3 protein-coding genes are annotated in these 5,309 nt (G+C 70.5%); all 3 read left to right on the top strand.

Annotation, left to right across the window (positions count from 1 at the left end; translation table 11 throughout):
* The first annotated feature begins 267 nt into the window (after positions 1-267).
* The 3 genes from ACFXDJ_RS20345 (at position 268) to ACFXDJ_RS20335 (ending at position 5,171) form a co-directional block, all read left to right on the top strand.
* Positions 268-1,743 (top strand): FAD-dependent monooxygenase, encoded by a 1,476-nt coding sequence (locus ACFXDJ_RS20345; RefSeq protein ID WP_384653752.1) that lies wholly within the window; start codon positions 268-270, stop codon positions 1,741-1,743.
* Between the two features lie 76 nt (positions 1,744-1,819).
* On the top strand, positions 1,820-3,520 hold the full coding sequence (locus ACFXDJ_RS20340) for an NAD(P)/FAD-dependent oxidoreductase (RefSeq protein WP_384653753.1): 1,701 nt from the start codon (positions 1,820-1,822) through the stop codon (positions 3,518-3,520).
* 109 nt (positions 3,521-3,629) lie between these two features.
* On the top strand, positions 3,630-5,171 hold the full coding sequence (locus tag ACFXDJ_RS20335; RefSeq protein ID WP_384653755.1) for an FAD-dependent oxidoreductase: 1,542 nt from the start codon (positions 3,630-3,632) through the stop codon (positions 5,169-5,171).
* Positions 5,172-5,309: the final 138 nt, after the last annotated feature.

Here is a 5,309-nt window from a genome sequence, read left to right as displayed (position 1 = left end):
GGGGGGTGGGGGGGTTCTGGGGGGGGGGGGGGGGGGGCGCCGGCCACACCCCGGCCCCCCCCCCCCCCCGCCGCGGGGGGGGGGGGCCCCCCGCCCCCCCCCCCCCCCCCCCCCCGCGTCCGGCCACGGAGTCCTTCACCTCCGCGGAGCGGTCCCCTGACACTGCCGACGGGGACCTGACGAACTTTTCACAGCCCTGTACCGGAGACCGTTCAGCTTCCCAGGCCCCGCCGGAATACTGGAGAAAACGCCAGCGGGAGAGGGAAGATGGAAAGCTTGAATGCCGATGTCATCGTTGCCGGAGCCGGTCCCGCGGGACTCATGCTCGCCGGGGAACTGCGCCTTTCCGGCCTCTCCGTAATCGTTCTCGACCGACTGACCGAGCCGATGCAGCAATCACGCGCCCTCGGTTTCTCGGCCCGCACCATCGAGGAATTCGGCCAGCGCGGCCTGCTCTCGGAATTCGGTGAGCTGGACACCATTCCGGGGGGCCACTTCGGCGGCCTGCCCATCGACTACACCATCATCGAGGGCGGAAACTTCGGCGTCCGCGGAGTCCCCCAGTCCCGCACCGAGGCGATCCTCCACGGCTGGGCCGTCGGCCTGGGCGCCGAGATACGCCGCGGCCACGAGGTCATCGGCCTGACCGACGGCGAGGACCACGTCGAGGTCGACGTGGCCGGTCCCGAGGGCACCGAACGGCTGCGCGCTTCCTACCTGGTGGGCTGCGACGGCGCCCGCAGCATCGTCCGCCGCCTCTCCGGCATCGACTTCCCCGGCGTCAGCGCCACCATCGAGATGAAGATGGCCGACGTGACCGGGGTCCCGCTGCGGATCCGCCCCACCGGCGAGGTCGGTGAGCAGGGCATGGTCGTGGTGCTCCCGCTCGGCCCGCACGCCACCCGCGTGGTCGTCTTCGAGCGCGGGGCCGGCGTCCGCCCGACCCAGGAGCCCCCCACCTTCCAGGAAGTGGCCGAGTCCTTCCAGCGGGTGACCGGCGAGGACATCAGCGCCGCCACCCCGCTGTGGACCAGCTACTTCACCGATGCGAGCCGGCACGCGGCCGAGTACCGCAAGGGCCGGGTCTTCCTGGCCGGCGACGCCGCCCACATCCACCTGCCCATCGGTGCGCAGGGCATCAGCGCCGCCGTCGGCGACGTGGTCAACCTCGGCTGGAAGCTCGCCGCCGCCGTCAAGGGCACCGCCCCCGAGGGGCTGCTCGACACGTACCACGCCGAGCGCCACCCGGTCGGCGCCCGGATCGTCGCCAACACCCTGGTCCAGCGCACCCTCTACCTCGGCGGCCCCGAGGCCCAGCCGCTGCGCGAGCTCTTCGCCGAGCTGGTCGGCATCGAGGAGGTGCGCACCCACCTCGTCGGCCTGGTCACCGGTCTCGACACCACGTACGGAGCCGCCCCCGGCGACCACCCGCTGCTCGGCCGCCGGCTGCCCGACCAGGAGCTGCTGGTCGGCGACGACAAGTCCAGCACCTACGAACTGCTCCACCACGGCCGTCCGGTCCTGCTGGACCTGCACGACAGCGCCGCGCTGCGCGCCGCCGCCGCCGGCTGGGAGGACCGCGTGGACATCGTCACCGCGTCCCGCCCCGACGCCGGAGCTCCGGCCGCGAGCCTGCTGGTCCGCCCCGACGGCTACGTCGCCTGGGCCGCCGCGGACGGCTCTCCCGAGGGACTGGCCCAGGCCCTGACCGACTGGTTCGGCGCGCCGCGCCACACCGCCTGATCCGATGACCGGCCGGCGTCCACGCAGAGGCCGAGTGCGCGGCCACCGAGACAAACCGACAAAGAGGAGTACGGTCTTGCCCACCAAGGCTGAGGCAACGAAAGAGGCCCCCAAGGCCGAAGAGTGGAACGAGTGCGACGTCCTGATCCTGGGATCGGGCCTCGCGGGCTCGATCACCGGCGCCATCCTGGCCCGCCAGGGGGCGAACGTGGTCCTCATCGACGCCGGCCAGCACCCGCGCTTCGCCGTGGGGGAGTCGCAGAACCCGCAGCTCGTCGAATGGCTGCACATCCTCGCGGCGCGCTACGACGTCCCCGAGATCAAGCACATGCTCGACATCAAGGCCATCACCGAGCACATGGGGCCGCACCACGGCCGCAAGCAGAGCTTCGGCTTCGTCTCGCACGAGAAGAACCGCGAGCCCAACCCGGCCGAAGCCACGATGTTCGTGATCCCCAAGATGCTGACCGAGGCCGTCCACCTCTACCGGCAGGACACGGACTCGCACTACCTGAACGTCGCCGCCAAGTACGGCTGCACGCTCCGGCAGAACTGGCGCGCCACCGACCTCGACTTCGACGAGGACGGCGTCACCGTCACGGGCCACACCGGTGAGGTGTTCCGGGCGAAGTTCCTCATCGACGCGAGCGGTTTCCGCTCCCCGCTCGCCGAGAAGTTCGACCTGCGCGACAACCCGCCCCGGCACAAGCACCACTCGCGCTCGCTGTTCACGCACTACGTGGGCATCAAGCCGTACGACGACGTGTGCAACTACCCCGAGGCGATGCGCCCGCCGGAGGGTTCGCCCTTCCACGGCGGCACGCTGCACCACCTGATCGAGCGCGGCTGGTTCTGGATCATTCCGTTCGACAACTACAAGGACTCCAAGAACCCGGTCTGCAGCGTCGGCCTCACCTTCGACGAGCGGCTGTACCCCAAGCCGAAGGACATGACCCCGGACGAGGAGTTCAACCACTACCTCGACATGTACCCGGCGGTGAAGCGCCAGTTCGAGGGCGCCAAGCGGGTGCGCGAGTGGGTTTCCACGGACCGGATCCAGTACTCCTCGAAGAAGACCATCGGCCACCGCTGGTGCCTGATGTCGCACGCCGCGGGCTTCATCGACCCGCTGTACTCGCGCGGTCTGTCCAACACCTTCGAGGTGGTCGACGCCCTCGCCTACCGGGTGCTCGACGCCCTGCGCGAGGACGACTTCTCGGTCGAGCGCTTCGAGTACGTGGAGCGGCTGGAGCAGGGCCTGCTGGAGTACAACGACAAGATCGTCAACGCCTCCTACATCGCCTTCAACCACTTCCGCCTCTGGAACGCGGTCTTCCGCGTATGGGCCTGCTTCACCACTCCGGCCACCATGCGCCAGATCATGGCGCGCCAGAACTTCACCCTGGATGGCGACGACCGCCACTTCAAGGAGATGGAGAAGGCCCCCTACACGGGCCTGTGGTGGCCGGACAGCCACGCCTTCAAGCACCTCTTCGACATCACCGCCGAGACCTGCGACCGGTTCGAGTCGGGTGAGATAGACGGGGACAAGGCCGCCGACATCGTCTTCCAGGCGATACGCGACTGCGAGTCGGTCAACACGCCCTTCGGCTGGAAGGACCCCGAGGACCACCGGTTCTTCCGGGCCGACACCCCCACGATGATGAAGTTCATGTGGTGGGCGAGCACCTCCGGCCCCAAGGAGATGCGCGACCTCGGGCGCTCCATGCTCAAGGGCGTCATCCGGCAGGGCGTACGCGGCCGCAAGGTCTCCTGAACCTCCCGGCCCGCCGGACCCCCGCCTCTCCCCCAGGGGGACGGCGGGCCGGGACCGCCCCGGCACATCCCCCGTCGTATCCCCGTCGCATCGAAACCGTGGGAAATCCATGATCACTCGTAGAACACTCATCGGCGCGGGAACGGCCGCGGCCGGCCTGGGCCTGCTGTCCGCCGCTCCCGTAGCCGCCGTCACCGACGTCACCGATGCCTGGCGCATCCCCTGGAGCCAGCTCTCCCGCAGCCTCCAGGGACGGCTCGTGCTGCCCGCCGACGCCTCGTACGGCGTGGCCAAGCAGCTCGAACTCGCCCAGTTCGACGCGGCCAACCCCAAGGCCGTCGCCTACTGCGCCAGCTCGGCCGACGTCTCCGTAGCGCTCCGCTTCGCCCAGGACAACTGCCTCCAGACCGCGGTCCGCAGCGGCGGCCACAGCTTCGGCGGCTACTCGACCACCCCGGGCCTGGTCATCGACGTCTCCGGGCTCAACGCGATCACCCTCGGCAACGGCAACGCGTCGGTGGACGTCGGCCCCGGCGCCAGGAACGTGGACATCCTCAACACCCTCGCTCCGCACGGCCTGGTCGTCAGCGAGGGCGGCTGCCCGACCGTGGCGTCCGGCGGATTCCTCCAGGGCGGCGGCTTCGGCTTCCTGACCCGCCCGCTGGGCATGGCCTGCGACGCCGTCACCTCGGCCGAGGTGGTCCTGGCCGACGGCCGCGTGGTCACCGCCTCGCCCACGTCCAACAGCGACCTGTTCTGGGCGATACGCGGCGGCGGCGGTGGCAACTTCGGCGTCGTCACCCGGTTCACCGTCACCCCGCACGTCGGCGACCAGATGGCCATCGCCAACCTCATCTTCCCGTACGACAGGGCGGCGGACGTCCTGCACGCCGCGACCCAGTGGCTGGTGGACGCGCCCCGGACCATCGGAGGCGGCGGCTACGTGGTCCAGCCGGACGCGGCGCCCGGCTCCGTGCCCAACGTCAACATCATGCTGGCCTCCCGGGGGACCCCGGCCGAGCTCGCCGCCGAGGCGGCCCGGCTGATCTCCCTGACGGGTGCTCCGGCGGCCCGTCAGGACGCCGTCCTGACGTACCAGCAGCTAATGATGATGATCTTCGGCTGCGGCCAGCTCACCCTGGACCAGTGCCAGCGCTCGGGGAAGACCCCGTCGGGGGTGCTGAGCCGTCCCGAGTTCGGAGTGGAGCGCACCAGGCTCGCCAGTACGCCCTTCGGCCAGAGCGGCTGGACGGACGTGATGACGGCCTTCGATGCCGACCGCAAGGCCGGTCAGGCCCGCTACCTCGACCTGCACTTCTTCGGGGGAGCGGCCAACGACCCGGCGCGCACCGACACGGCGTACGTGCACCGCGACTCGCTGTTCTCGGTGAACTACCGGGCCCTGATCAACGACCCGCAGCAGAACACCGCCGAGGCCAAGGCGGTGGCCACCCGTTGGGTGGGCAACGGGTTCGGGGCGATCGACCCGCTGTCCAACGGGGAGACGTACCAGAACTGGATGGACCCGGCCCTGCGGGACTGGAAGCGGTCCTACTACGCCGAGAACTACTCCCGGCTGGCCGTGGTCAAGGCCAAGTACGACCCCTTCCGGTTCTTCTCCTTCGCGCAGGGCATCGGATCCGCCGGCTGACCGGACGGCGTCCGGTCCCGACGCGTACGGGGACCAGCGGGTCCGGGGCGCCGCCCGGGGGGGGCGGGCCCGACCCCACGCCGGGAGGGTCGGCGGGCGGTCCCGCCCCCGATGCAGTGGGTGGTTGGTGGGTGCTCG

This window comes from Streptomyces sp. NPDC059443 (assembly GCF_042750105.1).
Taxonomy (GTDB): domain Bacteria; phylum Actinomycetota; class Actinomycetes; order Streptomycetales; family Streptomycetaceae; genus Streptomyces.
The sequence above is the reverse complement of the archived record's forward strand: the minus strand, read 5'-3'. Positions and strand labels throughout refer to the sequence as shown.

Bases quoted from the DNA above. Each gene is read 5' to 3' on its own strand.
- ACFXDJ_RS20335 (WP_384653755.1), top strand. From the start codon at position 3,630: ATGATCACTCGTAGAACACTCATCGGCGCGGGAACGGCCGCGGCCGGC.
- ACFXDJ_RS20345 (WP_384653752.1), top strand. From the start codon at position 268: ATGGAAAGCTTGAATGCCGATGTCATCGTTGCCGGAGCCGGTCCCGCG.